This window comes from Streptomyces sp. AC512_CC834 (assembly GCF_019049325.1).
Classification (GTDB): Bacteria; Actinomycetota; Actinomycetes; order Streptomycetales; family Streptomycetaceae; genus Streptomyces.
Map to the genome: position 1 here is coordinate 277,575 of NZ_JAGMUO010000097.1, position 18,175 is coordinate 295,749.

An 18,175-nucleotide genomic window follows, 5' to 3' on the forward strand; every position below is an offset into this window, starting at 1 on the left:
CCGCGCATGACTGTTGACGTACTGCGCCGGCCCGTCCTGGCCGATCGGCGGGCTCGCGTGGCCGTCGCCGTGCTGTTCTTCACCAACGGGGCCCTGTTCGCCAACCTGCTGCCGAGGTATCCGCAGATCAAGGCGGACCTCGGCATCGGGAACGCCGCCTACGGACTGGCCGTGGCGGCGTTCCCGGCGGGCGCCATAGCGGCCGGGCCCGCGGCCGGGGTACTCGTGCGCCGGTTCGGCTCGGCGCGGGTGGCGGTCGGCGGCACGCTGCTGACCGGGGTGGGCATCCTGGCCGCGGGCCTCGCGGACTCGGTGGCGGTGTTCGCGGGGGCGCTGTTCCTGGCCGGGGCCATGGACGCCTTCACCGACGTCGCGCAGAACGCCCACGGTCTGCGGGTGCAGCGCCGTTACGGGCGTTCCATCATCAACTCCTTCCACGCCATCTGGTCCATCGGCGCCGTCACCGGCGGGTCCATGGCCGCCGGTGCGATCGCGCTCGGCGTCCCACGGGGGCCGCACCTGCTCTTCTCCGCCGTGGTGTTCGCGGTCGCGGCGTGCGCCGCCCTGCGGTTGTGCCTGCCGGGCCCCGAGACGGAACCGGCCGGGGAGACCGACGCCGAGGACCGCGCGCCCCGGGAGCAGCGGGCCCCGGCGACGGGACCGCGCACCGGCTACGTGCTGGCCGCGCTCGTCCTCATCGCCACGGCCGGCACCCTCGTCGAGGACGCGGGCAGTTCCTGGGCCACCCTCTACCTCTCCGACTCGCTGCACGCGACGGTGGCGCTGGCCGCCTCCGGCTATGTCGCCCTGGTCGGCGCCCAGTTCGTCGGCCGCATCGTCGGCGACCGGCTCGTGGACCGCTTCGGTCAGCGCGCGGTGGCCCGCTCGGGCGCCCTGATCGCCGCGGTCGGCATGGGCCTGGCACTGGCCGTGCCGACGGTGCCCGGGACGGTTCTCGGGTTCGCCGCGGCCGGGTTCGGGGTGGCGACCCTCGTTCCGGCGGCGATGCACGAGGCCGACGAACTGCCGGGCCTCAAACCCGGGTCGGGGCTGACCATCGTCTCCTGGCTGATGCGGCTCGGCTTCCTGCTCTCCCCGCCTGTCGTGGGGCTGGTCGCCGACGCCACGAGTCTGCGGGTGGGGCTGCTGGTCGTGCCGCTCGCGGGGCTTCTCGTGCTGCTGTGCGCGGGAGTGCTCCGCTCGCGCCGACAGTGAGCCGCACCGCACCGTACGAGAGTGTACGTTCGTACGCTTTCGGGGGTACGATCGGGCCCATGCCGACAGACCACTTCGCGGACGACCCCCGCACGAACCTCGAGCGCATGCTGGCGGGCGACCTGTACATCGCCGACGATCCGGAGATCGCCCGCAGGCAGCAGCGGGCCGTGCGGCTGGCCGCCCGCTACCAAGCCGCGTACGCGCAGGACACGGAGGCCGCGCGGCCGGTCCTCGCGGAACTGCTCGGCTCCCTGGGCGCGGAGGCTCATGTGCGGCCGCCGCTGTACGTCGACTACGGCAGCAACATCACCGTCGGTGCGCGCACCTTCGTCAACTACAACCTGACGGCGCTGGACGTCGCGGCGATCACCATCGGCGAGGACTGCCAGATCGGGCCCAACGTCCAACTGCTCACTCCCACACACCCCCTGGAGGCGGAGCCGCGGCGCGACACACTGGAGGCCGCCCGGCCGATCGTCGTCGGCGACAACGTCTGGCTGGGCGGCGGCGCGATCGTGCTGCCGGGCGTGACCATCGGGGACAACTCGGTCATCGGCGCCGGAGCGGTCGTCACCAAGGACGTGCCGGCGAACGTCGTGGCCGTCGGCAACCCCGCCCGGCCGGTGCGGAAGGTGTAAGTCTGCTCCCATGGCAACCGGACACACCGATCCGCAGCGGCGTGAGCGCATCCTCGCCGCCACCCTCGACCTGATCGCCGAGGAGGGCATCGCACGCGTCTCCCACCGGAAGATCGCGACACGCGCCGGGGTACCCCTGGGGTCGATGACCTACCACTTCAGCGGCATCGACGAGCTGCTGCGGGAGGCGTTCGGCCGCTTCACCGACCACATCGTCGCCGTGTTCGACGCCCATCTCGGTGCCGCGGGCGACCGCGACCAGGCCCGGGCGGCGGTGGCCGACCTCGTGCACGAGCTGTCCGAGGAAAGCCAGCGCGACCTGGTGCTCACCCAGGAGCTGTACACGCTCGCCGCCCGTCAGCCGGCCTACCGGGAGCTGACCCACGAGTGGATGCGCCGCAGCCGCGTCCACCTGGAGAAGCACTTCGACCCGGAGACGGCCCGGCAGCTCGACGCCCTCATCGAGGGGCTGACGCTGCACCGCGCACTGGCCCGTGAGCCCCACGGGCGGGCTCTCACCGTCGAGGCCATCGCCCGCGTCACCACCACGGACCGGCGCGCACCCTAGCGGCCCGTGCGGCGCGGGCCTGACCCCCGTGCCGCACGGGCATCCCCCGGTCAGCAGACGCCGTCGCCCGGCTTGGGGTTGCCCAGGCCGAACAGCGGCCGCAGCTTGAGGCCCGCCCAGGTGCCGGCCAGCGCGAAGGCTCCCCACAGCCAGCCGCTGAGGCTGCCCGAGGCGATGCCCGCCAGATAGGCGCCGATGTTGCAGCCGCCGGCCAGTCGGGCGCCGATGCCCATCAGCACACCGCCGAGCACCGCCGCGACGGCGGTACGCCAGGGGATGCCCCGGTGCAGCGCCCAGGTGCCGCCGAGCGAGGCGGCGACGGCGGCGCCGATCATGATGCCGATGTCGGTGAGGCTGGTCTTGTCGGCGAGCACCGGACCGGCCAGCATCTCGGCGTTGCCGGGCCGCTGCCACCAGGTCCAGTTCTCCGGGTGGCCGCCGAGCGCGCCGACCAGTTCCGAGCCCCACAGGCTGAAGGCACTGGTGACGCCCCAGGCACCGCCGGAGACCAGCAGGACGCCCGCGCCGAGCACGGCCAGCGCGAGGGCGCCGACGGCCAGTGGCCACGAGCCGCGCAGCGCCCGCAGCGCGGCACCGCGCGCCGAGGGCACCGCGCCCAGGGGCGGCGGGTTGCGGCGGGCCTGGACACGCCTGCTGACCAGCACCACGAGCAGCAGAGCCACGATGGTCACGGCCCAGGAGCCGAACCGGCCGACATGGTCGGACAGCACGACGGGATCCCAGGCGGGGAGGTCCTTCCACAGGTCGAACTGCCAGGCGGCAAGCGTGGCGCCCGCGACGAAGCCGCCGAGGGTCAGCACGATCGACGTCTGTCCCGAGCCGACGGCGAAGAGGGTGCCCGAGGCGCAGGCGCCGCCGAGCTGCATGCCGATCGCGAAGAGCGCCGAGCCGGCGAACAGGCCGACGCCGATCGGCCCGGCGGACGGTGCCGGCTGGGAGCCGAACAGCCCGGTCTCCGTGCCGATGAGGAGCGCGAACAGGGTCGCCGTGGTGCCGAGCAGCAGGGCGTGCGCCTGCAGTCCGGAGCCGTTGCCGACGGCGACGAGCTGCCGCCAGGCGGAGGTGAAGCCGAACCGGGAGTGGAAGAGGGCGATGCCCAGGCCGAGGCCGAGCAGGAGGAGCACGCCCGGTTCGGCGCCGTGCGCGGACCACACGTACGCGGTCAGGGCGGCGGCGAGCAGCCCGGACACCACGAGCGGCGTCCGGCGCACCGGAGGCAGGGGCGGTGCCTCGGGCCGTGCCGAGGAGGTGGGCGAGGGGGCGAACAGGACGGCGGGCGCGCGCGGCGGCGCGGCCGGGGCCGGCCCGGCCGGGGGTGCGGTGGTCACGGGAGATCTCCGGGGTGGTGCACGGGGACGGCGGGCATGGCGCTGGGCGGACCGGCGGCGGGGATCACGCGGCCGGTGCGGGGTTCAGCGGCGACAGAGGCCGTCGTCGACGCACCACGCCGAGTTCGCGAAGAGCGCGAGGCACAGCAGCGGAGCCGAGGCAGACATGCGCACGAATATACGGAGGAGAGCGCTCCGGACGCCATGCCGTCTCGCCATGCGGATGGCGCGTACGCATGGCGAGACGGCAGGCCGGGGCCCAGGTGCGGCGGCCGCTGGAACCCAGGCCGCCACCGCGGGCCTCACCTCGTGACCGGGAACGGCTACACGGTGCGCTCCAGACGGTCCGCCACCAGCTTCACGAACCGGGCGGGGTCCTTCGGCCGGCCGCCCTCGGCGAGTACCGCAAGAGCGTGCAGCAGTTCGGCGCTCTCGGTGAGTTCCGTGCGGTCCCGCTGGTCCGTGTGGGCCCGGTTCAGGGTCTTCACGAGCTGGTGCTCCGGGTTGAGTTCGAGGATCCGCTTGGCGCTCGGCACCTCCTGGCCCATCGCCCGGTACATGTTCTCCAGGGCGGGTGTCAGCTCACCCGCGTCGGAGACCACGCAGGCCGGCGAGACCGTGAGGCGGGAGGAGAGGCGGACCTCCTTGACGTCCTCGCCGAGGTGCTCCGTCATCCAGCCGAGCAGCCCGGCGTACTCCTCGCTCTGCCTGTCCTTCTCGGCGTCGCTCTTGTCGTCCTGCTCCGCGCCGAGGTCGATCTCCCCCTTGACCACCGAACGCAGCGGCTTGCCCTCGTACTCCCCCACCGCGTCGGCCCAGACCTCGTCCACGGCGTCGGTCAGCAGCAGCACCTCGACGCCCCTGGCCCGGAACGCCTCCATGTGCGGGGAGTTCTCGACGGCCTGCCGGGACTCGCCCGTCATGTAGTAGATGTCGGCCTGACCGTCCTTCATCCGCTCCACGTAACTCCTCAGCGTGGTCGGCTCGTCGGCGTCGTGCGTGGACGCGAAGGAGGAGGCGGCGAGGATCGCGTCGCGGTTGTCGGAGTCGGTCACCAGTCCTTCCTTCAGGACGGCGCCGAACTCCCGCCAGAACGTGGAGTAGCGGTCCGGCGCGGACGTCATCAGGTCCTTGACCGTGGCCAGGACCTTCTTCGTCAGGCGGCGCTGGATCATGCGGATGTGACGGTCCTGCTGGAGGATCTCGCGGGAGACGTTGAGCGAGAGGTCCTGCGCGTCGACGACGCCCTTGACGAAGCGGAGGTAGGGCGGCAGCAGTTCCTCGCAGTCGTCCATGATGAAGACGCGCTTCACATAGAGCTGGACGCCGCGCTGGTAGCCCTGGTTGTACAGGTCGTGCGAGGCGTGCGCGGGCACGAAGAGCAGGGCCTGGTACTCGAAGGTGCCCTCCGCCTGGAGCCGGATCGTCTCCAGCGGGTCGCGCCAGTCGTGGCCGATGTGCTTGTACAGCTCGTGGTACTCGTCGTCGGACACCTCGTCGCGCGGGCGCGCCCACAGGGCCTTCATCGAGTTGAGCGTCTCGGCCTCGCGGGCCTCGGCGGCGTCGTCGGCCTCGGCGTCGCGAGGCTCCGGCAGCAGGCGGACCGGCCAGGTGATGAAGTCCGAGTACCGCTTGACGATCTCCTTGATCTTCCACGTGGACGTGTAGTCGTGGAGCTGGTTGTCGGAGTCGGCCGGCTTGAGGTGCAGCGTGACCGCGGTGCCCTGCGGTGCCTCGTCGAGCCGCTCCAGGGTGTACGTGCCCTCACCGCGCGACGACCAGCGGGTGCCCTGGGCCTCGCTCGCGTGCCGGGTGACCAGGGTGACCTCGTCGGCCACCATGAACCCCGAGTAGAAGCCGACGCCGAACTGGCCGATGAGCCCGTCGGCCCCGGCTCCGGCCCCGGCCCCGGCGGCGTCCTTGGCCGCGTCCTTGGCCTCGCGCAGCTCCTCGAGGAACTGGGCGGTGCCCGAGTTGGCGATGGTGCCGATCAGCCGGGTGACCTCGTCGTACGACATGCCGATGCCGTTGTCCCGCACGGTCAGCGTGCGGGCGTCCTTGTCGACCTCCAGCTCGATGTGCAGGTCGCTGACGTCGGCGTCGGGGGCGTCGTCGCGCAGGGCGGCGAGGCGCAGCTTGTCCAGCGCGTCGGAGGCGTTGGAGACGAGCTCGCGCAGGAAGACATCCTTGTTCGAGTAGACGGAGTGAATCATTAGCTGGAGGAGCTGACGTGCCTCTACCTGGAACTCAAATGTTTCGGTCGTCATGGCTGGTGAGTACCTCACAGGGTTGCGTTCGTCAGCACTGGCGTGACCAACTTTAGAACAGCGCGGGCGGCCAACCGGGCTAACCGTGCAGCGACCGGTACGCCTCCACCGCCCCCGGGTGCAGCGGGACACTGCCCGTGCCGATCAGACTGCGGACGTCGAGGAACTGGGCGCCCACCGCGTGCTCGGGCACGAACTCGGGGGCGCGCTGGACCAGGAGCCGTGTCAGGGCGCCGGCCACGGCGGGGTCGAGGTCGGGGCGGCACACGAGCAGGTTGGACACGCCGACGGTGGCGACACCGGCCGAGGAGCGGTACGCGCTCTGCGGCAGTGACACCTCCTCCAGTCCCGCACCCGCCATGCCGTCCCCGCCGGCGAGCGCGGGCAGGAGGCCGGCGAGTGGCAGGAAGCGCAGGCCCGGGTCCCGGTCGAGGGCGGAGAGGGTGGGCAGCGGCACCCCGCCCGCCACGAGCAGGCCGACGACGGAGCCGGTGCGCAGGGCATCGGCCGCGTCGGCCAGGCGCAGATGCCGTACCGGCACGTCGGTGCCGGGCGAGAGGCCGGCGGCGCTCAGGAGACGGGCGCCCAGCAGGGCCGCGCCGGAACCGGCGGCGCCGAGCGAGACGGGGTGCCCGGCGAGGTCGGCCACGGCGCGCACCGGGGCGTCGGCGCGCACGGCGAACTGGAGGTACGTCTCGTAGACCCTGCCGATCGCCCTCAGGGGCACGGGCCGTGGGAACAGCGCGGTGCCCTGGGCGGCCCGGGCGGTGTCGGTGAGGACGAGCGCGAGGTCGGCGTGGCCGTCGCGGAGCAGTTCGATGTTGGTGACGCTGCCGGCGGTGGTGCGTACGCGGCAGCTCAGGCCGGGATACGCCGCTTCGACCTGCGTGGCGAGGAGCCGGCCGAAGGCCGCGTAGAAGGCGGTGGGTTCGCCGGTGGCCAGCCGCAGCAGACCGCTCGGACCGGAGCCGTCCCGCGCGTGGTCGCCCGCGAGCAGCCCGCCGAGGGTGCCGGACGTGGCGGTCGCGAGCGCGGCGCGCAGTGCCGTACGCCGGTTCACCGGGTGCCTTGCCGGCGTCGGGCGCCGGGCACGACGGCGCGGGCCCGCAGGCCCCGTGGGTGCGCCGGGGCGAGTTCCAGGCGGCCGTCGCGTCCCGCGAGGAGCTGTTCGGCGATGGCCAGTCCCAGTCCCGTGCCGGACGTCCCGGCCTGGTGGTCCGAGCGCCAGAACCGGGTGGTGGCCCGGTGGATCTCCGCCGACCGCAGGCCGGGGCCGTCGTCCGTGACGGTGACGACCGCGTACGGGCCCTCCGTGGTGCACGCCAGCCGGACCCGGGCGCCGCGGCCTGCGTACTTGATCGCGTTGTCCAGGAGGATGTCCGTGACCTGGGCCAGTTCCCGGTCCGTGCAGAGCGCGGTGACGGGCTCGCCGGCCTCGACGGCGAGGCGGACTCCGGCGCGTTCGGCGACGGGCTCCCAGAGCCGGTGCTGGTTCAGCGCGACCTCGGCCGCGTCGCATCCGGTGTCCGAGTCGTCGGTCACCGTGAGTTCCCCGGCCCGGTGTTCGGCGGCGGCGAGGGCGAGCATGTCGTCGAGCAGGGTCTCGAGCCGGTCGAGTTCGGTGTTGACCCCGGCGTAGGCACGGTCGGCCGACGGGCGCAGGTGGATGTGGAGGGCGTCCACCCGCAGCCGGAGCGCGGCCATGGGGTTGCGCATCTGGTGCGAGGTGTCGGCGACCAGCCGGCGCTGCTGTTCGAGGGCGGCGGTGACGGTACGCGCCATGCGGTTGAACCCGGTGGCGAGCTGGCGCAGCTCGGGCGGGCCGCCGGCCGCGGAGCCGCGCCGGCGCTGCGCGACCCTCGGCAGGGTGTGCTCGGGCGGGAGTCCCGCGGCCAGCTCGCCGACCGCCCGGTCCAGCCGCCGCAGCGGGCTGACCACCCACCGGGTCGCCGCGCGGGCGAGGACCGTGCAGGCGAGGGCGACCAGCGCGGTGCCGGCCAGGACGGCGGCCCACCGCCGGGCGATGTCCCCGGTGGCCGCGTCCACGTCGGCCCGCAGCACCACGGCGCCGGAGACCTGTGTCCCGGTACCGGCCGGTTCCGCGAACATGCGGTGCCCCCGCGACCACGGACGCAGGGCGCTGCCGGGGTGCGCGGTCTGGTTGCGCAGGGCCTTGTCGATCAGCCGGGCGACGGCGGGGTCGGCGGCGCGCATGCCGCCCGTCTGGACGACGGGATGCCCGCGGGTGTCCGTGACGACGAGGGGTTCACCGTAGAGCAGGGTGTAGCGCCGTGCCTCGACCGTGATCGCCGAGGTGTCCCCGGTGCCGGCCGCCCGGTCCATGAGGGACGCGAAGCGGTCCAGGTCGGAGCTGCGGGCGAGGACGAGCTGCTGGGTGCGGTCGGAGGCGGTGAACAGCAGCAGCGGGACGGCGAAGGCGGCGACCGCCAGCACGCCGAACAGCAGCAGCACCGTCTGTACCCGGGTACGCACGCGCCGGCCCTCAGTCGCCGAGCCGGAAGCCGAAGCCGCGGATGGTGGTGAGCAGCTCCGGGCGGCCCAGCTTGGCCCGCAACTGGGTGAGGTGGACGTCCAGGGAGCGTGACACGGCGTGGTGGGCGTCGCCCCACACCTCGTCCAGCACCTGTTCGCGGCTGACCGCCGTCCCGGTGCGGCGGGCCAGTACGGCGAGGACGTCGAACTCCTTGGTGGTCAGCTCGACCTCCGCCCCGCCGACGTGCACCTGCCGAGCGTCGAGCGCGATCTCCACGTCACCGACCCGCACGGTCCGCGGGCCGGGCGGCGCCTGGGCGGCGGTGCGCCGGGTGACGGCCTCGATGCGGGCGAGCAGTTCGGTGAGCCTTACCGGCTTGACGAGGTAGTCGTCGGCGCCGAGCCGCAGCCCACGCACCACCGAACGCTCGTCGCCGCGGGCGGTCAGCACCACCACCGACAGTTCGCTGACCGTCCGCAGTCTGCGCAGCACCTCCAGTCCGTCGACGTCGGGCAGGCCGAGGTCGAGGAGCAGCAGGTCCGAGCTGCGGTGGTAGGTCAGCACATCCCTGCCGTGGGTGACCCTGCGGGTGAGGTGGCCGTGGTCGTACAGGACCTCGACGAGCGCTCCGGCGACCCCGTCGTCGTCCTCGGCCAGCAGAATCCGCATCCCGCCGCCTCCTTCCGACACCAGATTCCGACACCGGGCCCCGCACTGTCGGAATAGGAATATCCGCGTCCGAATGTAGACCACGAGCGGTGGCGTGTTTCACCAGGTCCGCAGGGTGGACAGGGGGCGGCGTCCCGCTCTGTTAAGGCGAGGTTAGTTCTGTGTCCGGCCGTCTCCCGGCCCCTCGACGGCGGGGAGAGGCTGCCGCGGTCGACGACGAGACGACCACGAAGGACACATTCATGATCATCGACTGTCACGGCCACTACACCACCGCCCCGCCGCCCCTGGCCGACTGGCGGGAGAGGCAGATCGCCGCTCTCGCCGATCCGTCCGCCCGGCCGTCGCCCGCCGACCTGCGGATCGGCGACGACGAACTGCGCGAGAGCGTCGAGCCGAACCAGTTGCGCGTGATGGACGAGCGCGGCATCGACGTGACCGTCTTCTCGCCGCGGGCGTCTTTCATGGCCCACCACGTCGGCGACTTCCGCACCTCCGCCGCGTGGGCGGCCCTGTGCAACGAGCTGTGCCACCGGGTCGCCCTGCTCCACCCCGAGCGCTTCGTCCCCGCCGCCATGCTGCCGCAGTCGCCGGGCGCCGACCCGGCCACCTGCGTCCCGGAACTCACACGCTGTGTCGAGGAGTACGGCGCGGTCGCGGTGAATCTCAATCCGGACCCCTCGGGCGGCCACTGGACCGCTCCCCCGCTCACCGACCGTTCGTGGTACCCGCTCTACGAGAAGCTGGTCGAGTACGACGTCCCAGCGATGGTCCACGTCAGCACCAGCGTGAACCCGGCCTTCCACACCACCGGCGCGCACTACCTGAACGCCGACACCACCGCGTTCATGCAGCTCGTGCAGGGCGACCTGTTCGCGGACTTCCCGACGCTGAGGCTGGTGATCCCGCACGGCGGCGGTGCCGTTCCCTATCACTGGGGCCGGTTCCGGGGCCTGGCCATGGCGCTGGGGAAGCCTCCGCTGGAGGAGCACGTCCTGGGCAACGTCTTCTTCGACACCTGCGTGTACCACCAGGCGGGCATCGACCTGCTGCTGGACGTGGTCCCGGCGCGCAACGTGCTGTTCGCCTCGGAGATGATCGGCGCCGTGCGGGACGTCGATCCCCGCTCGGGCCACCATTTCGACGACACGCGGCGCTATGTAGAGGCGTCCTCGCTGCCCGCGGAACACGTCGCCGCCGTCCAGGAGCACAACGCCCGTGCCGTGTACCCGCGTCTCGACGCGCTGCTGAAGCGACAGGGGCGATGAGATGACCGCCCTCGCTCCCAAGACCCCCGGCTGGCTCGACTGGCACCCGGATCCGGCCGTGCCCTCCTTCCGGCTGCCGCCCGGCACGGTCGACGCACACTGTCATGTCTTCGGCCCCCAGGCCGAGTTCCCCTTCGCTGCGGAGCGCAAGTACACGCCGTGCGACGCGGGCAAGGAGCGGCTCTTCGCCCTCCGCGACCACCTGGGCGTCTCCCGCACCGTCGTCGTCCAGGCCACGTGCCACGCCGCGGACAACAGCGCCATGCTCGACGCCGTGCGCGCGAGCGACGGGCGGGCGCGCGGCGTGGCGACCGTCCGGCCGGACGTCGGCGACGCCGAGTTGCGGGCGCTCGACGCGGCGGGCGTGCGTGGGGTGCGGTTCAACTTCGTACGACGGCTGGTCGACTCGTCGCCGAAGGACGAACTGCGTGCCGTCGCACGGCGGATCGCCCCGCTCGGCTGGCACATCGTCCTCTACTTCGAGAGCGCCGACCTGCCCGAGCTGGCGGACTTCTTCGCCTCGCTGCCGACCCCGCTCGTGGTGGACCACATGGGCCGGCCGGACGTGACGCGGCCGGTGGACGGGCCCGAGTTCACGCGTTTCCTGCGCTTCACCGAGCGCAACGACGTGTGGGTCAAGGTGTCCTGCCCCGAGCGGCTGAGCGTGAGCGGGCCGGCCGCCCTGGACGGAGAGCGGCGGCCCTACACGGACGTCGTCCCCTTCGCCCGCCGCGTCGTCGAGGAGTTCGGCGACCGCGTGCTGTGGGGCACCGACTGGCCCCACCCCAACCTCACCGGCCACATGCCCGACGACGGACTCCTCGTCGACCACGTACGCCGGGTGGCCGTCACCGAGGAGCAGCGGCACCGGCTGCTGGTCGACAACCCGACGCGCCTGTACTGGCCCGGCGAGGCCTGAGCCGCCCGCTCCCCGCCCGGCCTCGCCCCCGTCTCATTCACCCCCTTCGTTCCCTTCGGCCCCTTCCCCTAGGACCCGCCATGCAACAGGCCAACGCGCTGAACCGGCTGGACCGGCTGCCGGTCTCCCGGTTCCACAAAGCCACCCTGCTCGCCGTGTCGTTCGCGTACTTCTTCGAGTTCGCGGACATCAACACCTTCGCCACCACCGCCCCGAAACTCGTCGACCTGTGGGGCATCACGATCGACCAGGTCGCCTACGTCACCTCGCTCTCGTTCGTCGGCATGTGCCTCGGCTCGGTCGTCGCCGGAGCGGTGGCCGACCGGCTGGGCCGCAAGCGCACGCTGCTGCTGACGACGCTGTTCTTCGGCGTGTTCTCCTTCGCCTCGGCGTTCTCCTGGGACCTCGTGTCACTGACCGTGTTCCGGGTGCTGACCTCGGCGGGCCTCTCGGCGATGACCGTCGTCGCGGTCATCTACGTCAACGAGATGTACCCGTCCGCCGTCCGCGGCAAGTACCAGGCGTACGCCATCGTCGTCGGCATCTGCGGCACGCCGGTCACCAACCTCATCGCCAGCGGCGTCGTGCCGCTCGCCGACTGGACCTGGCGCCTGGTCTACCTGTGGGGTTCCCTCGGCATCCTGCTCGTCCTGTTCACGCGGCATCTCAAGGAGTCGCCCCGCTGGCACGAGAGCCGCGGCGACCACGCGAGCGCGGACGCGGTGCTGCGCGACATCGAGGCCCGGGTGGCCGCGGAACACGGGCCGTTGCCCGAGCCGGCGCCCCCGGTCGAGGAGAAGCCGGTGGCCAAGGCGCCGCTGCGGCTGCTGCTCCAGCGCAAGTACCTGCTGCCGACACTGCTGCTCACGGTCCTGTGGGTCACCCAGACCATCGGCTTCTTCGGCTATTCGAGCTGGGCGCCGACGCTGCTGGCCAAGGAGGGCTTCAGCGTGGAGAAGTCCGTCTTCTATGTGGCGCTGACCACGGTGGGCGCACCTCTCGGTTCCTATCTGGCGGCCCTGGTGACCGACCGGTTCGAACGCAAGTGGTGCCTGGCCGCCTTCGGCACGCTGATCGCGCTGTGCGGGCTCCTGTACGGTCTGACGTTCAACCCGGTGCTCATCATCGTGTTCGGCTTCCTGGTGAACCTCTTCGAGCGCGGTTACACGGCCCTCGGCTACGCCTACTCGCCCGAACTGTTCGACACACGCGGGCGTTCGCTCGGCACGAGCGTGTCCTACGGCCTCGGCCGTCTGTCGAACGCGGCGGGACCGCTGATCGTGGCGGCGCTCTACCACGCCCACGGCTACCGGAGCGTCTTCTACTTCATCGCCGGCACCTGGCTGGTCGGCGCCGTCGTACTGGGCATATTCGGGCCCCGTACGCGACCGGCCCGTCCCGCTCCGGCTCCGGCTCCGTCGGCCGGCGCGGCGGGCCGGGTCTGACGACGACAAGTTCGGTCAGCGGCGTTGACTTCGAGTCAACGGCGCTGCACCTTACTTAAAAGTAGAACCGCCCAGTAACACCGCTGCCGCCCCTCCTCCCCGAGAAGAGAGCGCACATGCCGAAGCATGCCCTTCGCCGTGTCATGACCGCGACAGCCGCCGCCGTCGGCACGCTCGCCCTCGGCGTCACCGACGCCACCGCCCACACCACCCCGGCCCTCGACTACGTCGCCCTGGGCGACAGCTACAGCGCGGGCTCGGGCGTCCTGCCCGTCGACCCCACCAACCTGCTCTGCCTGCGCTCGACGGCGAACTACCCCCACGTCATCGCCGACGCGACGGGCGCCCGTCTCAAGGACGTCACCTGCGGCGCGGCCGAGACCGCCGACTTCACGCAGGCCCAGTACCCGGGCGTCGCCCCCCAGGTGGACGCGCTCGACACCGGCACGGACCTGGTCACGCTCACCATCGGCGGCAACGACAACAACACGTTCATCAACGCCATCACGGCCTGCGGCACGGCGGGCGTCCTCAGCGGCGGCAGGGGCAGCCCGTGCAAGGACAAGCACGGCACGTCCTTCGACGACGAGATCGAGGCCAACACCTATCCCGCGCTCAAGGCCGCGCTGCTCGCCGTCCGGGCCGAGGCCCCGGGCGCCAGGGTGGCGGCCCTCGGCTACCCGTGGATCACGCCGGCCACCGCCGACCCGTCCTGCTTCGCGAAGCTGCCGGTCGCCGCCGGTGACGTGCCCTACCTGCGGGCCATCCAGGCGCACCTCAACGCGGTCGTCGAACGGGCCGCCGAGGAGACCGGTGCCACCTATGTGGACTTCTCCCGGGTGTCCGACGGCCACGACGCCTGCGAGGCCCCCGGCACCCGCTGGATCGAACCGCTCCTGTTCGGGCGGAGCCTCGTCCCCGTCCACCCCAACGCCCTCGGCGAGCGGCGCATGGCCGAGCACACCATGAGCGTCCTCGGCCTGAGCTGAGCCGCGTGTCCCCCGCACGTCCCCGCGTACGCTTTCCCCGTGCCGTCCTCCCACCTGCGCCGCGTCGCCGTCCTCGTGCTCGAAGGCGCGAAACCGCTCGACGTCGGCATCCCGGCGCAGGTGTTCACGACACGCGCGAGCATGCCGTACGAGGTACGGGTGTGCGGGGCGGCGCCCGGCCTGGTGACCGGCGGTGACGGCCTGTCGTACCACGTCGCCCACGGCCTGGCCGCGCTGGCGTGGGCCGACGTGGTCTTCCTCCCCGGTTACCGGTCCCCCGACGTCGACGACCCGCCGCGCGCCGTCGTCGACGCGCTGACGGCGGCCCACGACGGGGGCGCGCGGCTCGCCGCCATCTCCACGGGTGCGTTCGCGCTCGCCGCCACGGGCCTGCTCGACGGCAGGCGGGCCACCACGCACTGGCACTACACGCGGGCGCTCGCGGCGAAGCATCCGCTCGTGCGGGTCGACGAGAACGTGCTGTTCGTGGACGAGGGCAGCGTCCTGACGTCCGCGGGCGCCGCCTCGGGCATCGACCTGTGCCTGCACATCCTGCGCGGGGACCTCGGGGTGTCCGCGTCCAACCACGCGGCCCGCCGCCTCGTCGCGGCCCCCTACCGCAGCGGCGGTCAGGCCCAGTACGTGCCGCGCAGCGTGCCCGAGCCGCTGGGTGAGCGGTTCGCCGCCACCCGCGAGTGGGCGCTGCGCCGGCTCGGTGAGCCGCTCACCCTGGAGGCACTGGCCCGGCACGCGGCGGTGTCGGCGCGCACCCTCTCCCGGCGCTTCGTCGACGACACCGGGTACACGCCGATGCAGTGGATCATGCGGGCCCGTATCGACATGGCCCGTGAGCTGCTCGAACGCTCCGAGCGCGGCATCGAGCAGATCGCCGCCGACGTCGGTCTGGGCACCGGCGCGAACCTGCGGCTGCACTTCCACCGCATCCTCGGCACCACCCCCGGCGAGTACCGGCGCACCTTCGCCCGGGGCGAGTAGCCGGGGCTCCGCGCACGCCTGGCGCCCCTGGCGCCCCTGGCGCGTCTGGCGTGATCCTTGCGAACCGTGGCACTCACGCCGCTGCCACGCGCGGACGGCGCGCGCGAGCCTGGTGGTGAAGGACCTGGTGGCGAACGAAGGGACACACCACTCATGACTCGCATCGGCATCAACGGATTCGGCCGCATCGGACGCAACGTGCTGCGCGCGCTGCTCGAACGCGACACCAAGCTCGAGGTCGTCGCCGTCAACGACCTCACGGAGCCCGCCACCCTGGCCCGTCTGCTCGCCTTCGACTCGACGGCCGGCCGGCTCGGCCGCCCGGTGACCGTCGACGGGGACACCCTCGTCGTCGACGGTCACCGCATCAAGGTGCTCGCCGAGCGCGAGCCGGCCGGGCTGCCCTGGGCGGAGCTCGGCGTCGACCTCGTACTGGAGGCGACCGGCCGCTTCACCTCGGCCGACGCCGCCCGCGCCCACCTCACCGCGGGCGCGCGGAAGGTCCTGGTCAGCGCGCCGTCCAGCGGCGCCGACGTGACACTCGCATACGGCGTGAACACCGACGCCTACGACCCGGCCGCGCACACGGTCGTCTCCAACGCGTCCTGCACCACCAACGCCCTCGCGCCGCTGGCCGCGGTGCTGGACGAGCTGGCCGGCATCGAGCACGGCTTCATGACGACGGTGCACGCCTACACGCAGGAGCAGAACCTCCAGGACGGTCCGCACCGCGACCCGCGCCGCGCCCGGGCCGCCGGGGTGAACATCGTGCCGACCACGACGGGCGCCGCCAAGGCGATCGGCCTCGTGCTGCCGGCCCTGGACGGCAAGCTGTCGGGCGACTCGATCCGCGTGCCGGTCCCGGTGGGTTCGATCGTCGAGCTGAACACGACGGTCGCCCGCGACGTGACGCGCGAGGACGTCCTGGCGGCCTACCGTGCCGCCGCCGAGGGACCGCTGGCCGGGGTGCTGGAGTACTCGCAGGACCCGCTGGTCTCCTCCGACATCACGGGCAACCCGGCCTCGTCGATCTTCGACTCGGCCCTGACCCGCGTCGAGGGCAGGCACGTCAAGGTGGTCGCCTGGTACGACAACGAGTGGGGCTTCTCGAACCGCGTGATCGACACCCTCGGACTGCTCGCCACACGCTGAAGGAGCAGCCGGTTCGGCATCACGGGGGGTCGCACGTCACAATGGCGGGATGAGCAATTCCAAGATTTACTTCGACATCGACATCGACGGCCAGGATGCGGGCCGCATCGTCTTCGAACTCTTCGAGGACGTCACCCCCAAGACCGCCAAGAACTTCATCGAGCTGGCCACCGGCGAGCACGGCTTCGGCTACGCGGGTGCCCCGTTCCACCGCGTGATCCCGCAGTTCATGCTCCAGGGCGGTGACTTCACCCGGGGTGACGGCACCGGGGGCAAGAGCATCTACGGCGAGAAGTTCGCGGACGAGAACTTCCAGCTCAAGCACACCGAGCCGTACCTGCTCTCCATGGCGAACGCCGGTCCGAACACCAACGGCTCCCAGTTCTTCGTCACCACCGTGCCCACCCCCTGGCTGGACGGCAAGCACGTCGTCTTCGGCAAGGTCGTCGAGGGCACGGACGTGGTCGACAAGGTCGAGGGCTACGGCTCCTCGCCGTCGGGCCGCACCTCCGCGAAGATCACCGTGCGGGAGTCCGGCAAGGTCTGAGGGACCGCTCGGCCGCACACAAGGGTCCGAACCTGTGGGGGCCCACCGCGCACCGCGCGGTGGGCCCCCTGTTCTGTCCCGTTCCGTCCCGTCTGGTGGGGTGCGCCCGGTGGTGCGACGCTGGGATGGAGGAGCGTCCGAGGAAGGCAACCCCGGGAGGACCGATGGGACGGGACGTCCCGGCGCTGGTCTTCACCCGCGAGGACCGCCGCCGATACCGGATCAAGATGCAGGAGTGCCTCGAGGCCTTCGCGCAGATGCTGGGCGAGTCCCGGTTCGAGACCGAGCGGCCCCAGGTGGGCCTCGAGATCGAGCTGAACCTGGTCGACGACGGGGCCGAGCCGGCGATGCGCAACAGCGACGCGCTCGAGGCGATCGCGGACCCCGCCTGGTCGACCGAGCTGGGCCGGTTCAACCTGGAGATCAACATCCCGCCCCGGCGGCTGACGGCGGGCGGTCCGGACGCCTGGGAGACCGAGATCCGCGTCGCCCTGAACCACGCCGAGGACCGCGCCACGTCGGTCGGCGCCCATCTGATCATGGTCGGCATCCTGCCCACGCTGCGCCAGTCGGACGTCGGCGAGGCCGCCCTGTCGGAGAACCCGCGCTACCGGCTGCTCAACGACCAGGTGTTCGCGGCCCGGGGCGAGGACCTGCACATCGAGGTGGACGGCGTCGACCGCCTGCGGACCTACGCGGACACGATCACCCCGGAGGCCGCCTGCACCAGCACCCAGTTCCACCTCCAGGTGACCCCCGAGGAGTTCCCCGACTACTGGAACGCGGCCCAGGCGATCGCGGGCGTCCAGGTCGCGCTCGCCGCCAACTCGCCCTTTCTGCTCGGCAAGGAGCTGTGGCACGAGAGCCGTGTCCCCCTGTTCGAGCAGGCCACCGACACCCGGCCGCAGGAGATCAAGGCACAGGGGGTGCGGCCCCGGGTGTGGTTCGGGGAGCGGTGGATCAACAGCGTCTTCGACCTCTTCGAGGAGAACCTGCGCTACTTCCCGGCGCTGCTGCCCCTGTGCGACGACCAGGACCCCGCCGAGACCCTCGACCGCGGCGACATCCCCGAGCTGGGCGAACTCACCCTGCACAACGGCACCATCTACCGCTGGAACCGGCCCGTCTACGCCGTCGCCCACGACAAACCGCACGTCCGCGTGGAGAACCGCGTACTGCCCGCGGGACCGACCGTCGCCGACACCCTCGCCAACGGCGCCTTCTACTACGGCCTCACCCGCGCCCTCGTGGAGGAGGAGCGGCCGGTGTGGTCGCGGATGTCGTTCTCGGTCGCCGAGGACAACCTGCACACCGCCGCCCGGCACGGCATCGAGGCCCATCTCTACTGGCCCGGAGTGGGCGAGGTGACCGTGCCCGAACTCGTCCTGCGGCGGCTGCTGCCGCTGGCGCACCGCGGGCTGGAGCTGTCCGGCATGGACGCGGCCTGGCGGGAGCCGCTGCTCGGCATCATCGAGCAGCGGTGCGTCACCGGCCGCAACGGCGCGGTCTGGCAGAAGGAGATGCTCCATCACATCGACGCCACCGCCCGGCCGGGCCGGCACGAGGCCCTGCGCCGGATGACCCGGCAGTACATGGACTACATGCACCTCAACGCCCCGGTCCACACCTGGCCGGTCGACTGACGTCCGGGGCCAG

At 72.2% G+C, this 18,175-nt stretch carries 16 protein-coding genes; 11 read left to right on the forward strand and 5 right to left on the reverse strand.

Features of this window, described 5'->3' with window-relative positions:
* Positions 1 to 6 precede the first annotated feature (6 nt).
* The 3 genes from KUM40_RS28780 to KUM40_RS28790 are packed head-to-tail and all read left to right on the forward strand — an operon-like array spanning position 7 to position 2,424.
* Complete coding sequence (locus KUM40_RS28780; RefSeq protein ID WP_217169106.1) at positions 7 to 1,215, forward strand: MFS transporter; 1,209 nt, start codon at positions 7 to 9, stop codon at positions 1,213 to 1,215.
* Positions 1,216 to 1,274: 59 nt separating this feature from the next.
* Positions 1,275 to 1,856 carry a sugar O-acetyltransferase gene (locus KUM40_RS28785; RefSeq protein ID WP_217169107.1) on the forward strand — a complete coding sequence of 194 codons (582 nt, stop codon included), beginning with the start codon at positions 1,275 to 1,277 and terminating at the stop codon, positions 1,854 to 1,856.
* Positions 1,857 to 1,866: 10 nt separating this feature from the next.
* Positions 1,867 to 2,424, forward strand: coding sequence for a TetR/AcrR family transcriptional regulator (locus KUM40_RS28790; protein ID WP_217169108.1), 558 nt, complete (start codon positions 1,867 to 1,869; stop codon positions 2,422 to 2,424).
* Between the two features lie 50 nt (positions 2,425 to 2,474).
* Here KUM40_RS28790 and KUM40_RS28795 read toward each other — a convergent pair whose 3' ends face one another.
* The 5 genes from KUM40_RS28795 to KUM40_RS28815 form a co-directional block, all read right to left on the reverse strand.
* Positions 2,475 to 3,773 carry a YeeE/YedE family protein gene (locus KUM40_RS28795; RefSeq protein ID WP_217169109.1) on the reverse strand — a complete coding sequence of 433 codons (1,299 nt, stop codon included), beginning with the start codon at positions 3,771 to 3,773 and terminating at the stop codon, positions 2,475 to 2,477.
* Between the two features lie 323 nt (positions 3,774 to 4,096).
* Entirely contained in the window at positions 4,097 to 6,040 is a 1,944-nt protein-coding gene (htpG, locus tag KUM40_RS28800; RefSeq protein WP_217169110.1) for a molecular chaperone HtpG, read from the reverse strand.
* A 79-nt stretch (positions 6,041 to 6,119) separates the two neighbouring features.
* Positions 6,120 to 7,100 (reverse strand): TAXI family TRAP transporter solute-binding subunit, encoded by a 981-nt coding sequence (locus KUM40_RS28805; protein ID WP_217169111.1) that lies wholly within the window; start codon positions 7,098 to 7,100, stop codon positions 6,120 to 6,122.
* On the reverse strand, positions 7,097 to 8,533 hold the full coding sequence (locus KUM40_RS28810) for a HAMP domain-containing sensor histidine kinase (RefSeq protein ID WP_217169112.1): 1,437 nt from the start codon (positions 8,531 to 8,533) through the stop codon (positions 7,097 to 7,099). Before KUM40_RS28810 ends, KUM40_RS28805 begins: the two co-directional genes overlap by 4 nt.
* Positions 8,534 to 8,543: 10 nt before the next feature.
* Positions 8,544 to 9,203, reverse strand: a complete 660-nt coding sequence (locus KUM40_RS28815; RefSeq protein ID WP_217169113.1) for a response regulator transcription factor — start codon at positions 9,201 to 9,203, stop codon at positions 8,544 to 8,546.
* Between the two features lie 242 nt (positions 9,204 to 9,445).
* Here KUM40_RS28815 and KUM40_RS28820 point away from each other — a divergent pair, with 242 nt between their 5' ends.
* From KUM40_RS28820 to KUM40_RS28855, 8 genes are all read left to right on the forward strand, one after another.
* A complete protein-coding gene (locus KUM40_RS28820) occupies positions 9,446 to 10,471 on the forward strand; it encodes an amidohydrolase family protein (RefSeq protein ID WP_217169114.1) in 1,026 nt (341 codons plus the stop codon).
* Between the two features lies 1 nt (position 10,472).
* Entirely contained in the window at positions 10,473 to 11,390 is a 918-nt protein-coding gene (locus KUM40_RS28825; protein ID WP_217169115.1) for an amidohydrolase family protein, read from the forward strand.
* 80 nt (positions 11,391 to 11,470) lie between these two features.
* A complete protein-coding gene (locus KUM40_RS28830) occupies positions 11,471 to 12,835 on the forward strand; it encodes an MFS transporter (RefSeq protein WP_217169116.1) in 1,365 nt (454 codons plus the stop codon).
* Positions 12,836 to 12,951: 116 nt separating this feature from the next.
* Positions 12,952 to 13,824, forward strand: a complete 873-nt coding sequence (locus KUM40_RS28835; protein WP_217169117.1) for an SGNH/GDSL hydrolase family protein — start codon at positions 12,952 to 12,954, stop codon at positions 13,822 to 13,824.
* Between the two features lie 39 nt (positions 13,825 to 13,863).
* Positions 13,864 to 14,820 (forward strand): GlxA family transcriptional regulator, encoded by a 957-nt coding sequence (locus KUM40_RS28840; RefSeq protein ID WP_217169118.1) that lies wholly within the window; start codon positions 13,864 to 13,866, stop codon positions 14,818 to 14,820.
* A 153-nt stretch (positions 14,821 to 14,973) separates the two neighbouring features.
* Positions 14,974 to 15,972, forward strand: a complete 999-nt coding sequence (gene gap / locus KUM40_RS28845) for a type I glyceraldehyde-3-phosphate dehydrogenase (RefSeq protein WP_217169119.1) — start codon at positions 14,974 to 14,976, stop codon at positions 15,970 to 15,972.
* A 49-nt stretch (positions 15,973 to 16,021) separates the two neighbouring features.
* On the forward strand, positions 16,022 to 16,519 hold the full coding sequence (locus KUM40_RS28850; RefSeq protein ID WP_217169120.1) for a peptidylprolyl isomerase: 498 nt from the start codon (positions 16,022 to 16,024) through the stop codon (positions 16,517 to 16,519).
* A 164-nt stretch (positions 16,520 to 16,683) separates the two neighbouring features.
* On the forward strand, positions 16,684 to 18,162 hold the full coding sequence (locus KUM40_RS28855; protein WP_217169121.1) for a glutamate-cysteine ligase family protein: 1,479 nt from the start codon (positions 16,684 to 16,686) through the stop codon (positions 18,160 to 18,162).
* Positions 18,163 to 18,175: the final 13 nt, after the last annotated feature.